The sequence below is a fragment of the Burkholderia sp. Tr-862 genome (genome assembly GCF_011753085.1).
Taxonomy (GTDB): domain Bacteria; phylum Pseudomonadota; class Gammaproteobacteria; order Burkholderiales; family Burkholderiaceae; genus Burkholderia; species Burkholderia ambifaria.
Genome location: NZ_VWWG01000423.1, coordinates 1 through 654 on the forward strand (window position 1 = coordinate 1; position 654 = coordinate 654).

The following is a 654-nucleotide window of genomic DNA, read 5'->3' on the forward strand; positions in this document are numbered from 1 at the left end:
CGGAATCGACTCGTGCGGCGTCGCGGTGCGTTGCGGCGCCTTGTGGACCATCGTGTATGCGTAGTCGACGCCCATCCCGTACGCGCCCGAATGCTCCTTCGCGATCGCCATCACCGCGTCGTAGCTGTCGCGGCGTGCCCAGTCGCGTTGCCATTCGAGCAGCACCTGCTGCCACGTGACCGGCACCACGCCGGCCTGCACCATGCGCTGCATCGCGAAGTCGTGCGCGGCCTGCGACGTGCCGCCCGACGCGTCGGCGACCATGTAGATCTCGTAGTCGCCTTCGAGCATCGCGCACAGGGCGAACGTCGTGTTGCAGACTTCCGTCCACAGGCCCGACACGACCACCTTCTTGCGGCCGTTCGCGGCCAGTGCGTCGCGCACCTTCTGGTCGTCCCACGAGTTCATCGACGTGCGTTCGAGCGTCTTCTGGTTCGGGAACACGTCGAGCAGCTCGGGATAGGTATGCCCCGAGAAGCTATCGCTTTCGACCGTCGTGATCGTGGTCGGGATGTTGAATACCTTTGCGGCCTTCGCCAGGCCCACGACGTTGTTCTTCAGCACCTGGCGATCGATCGACTGCACGCCGAACGCCATTTGCGGCTGCTGGTCGATGAAGATCAGCTGGCTGTTCTGGGGGGTGAGAACTTCAAG

The 654-nt window shown here is 64.1% G+C and carries 1 protein-coding gene; it reads right to left on the minus strand.

Going from position 1 to position 654, the window contains the following annotated elements; translation table 11 throughout:
- Nucleotides 1-654 (minus strand): hydrolase (locus F3J14_RS35280; protein ID WP_166726795.1); only part of this gene is annotated, 654 nt, incomplete at both ends.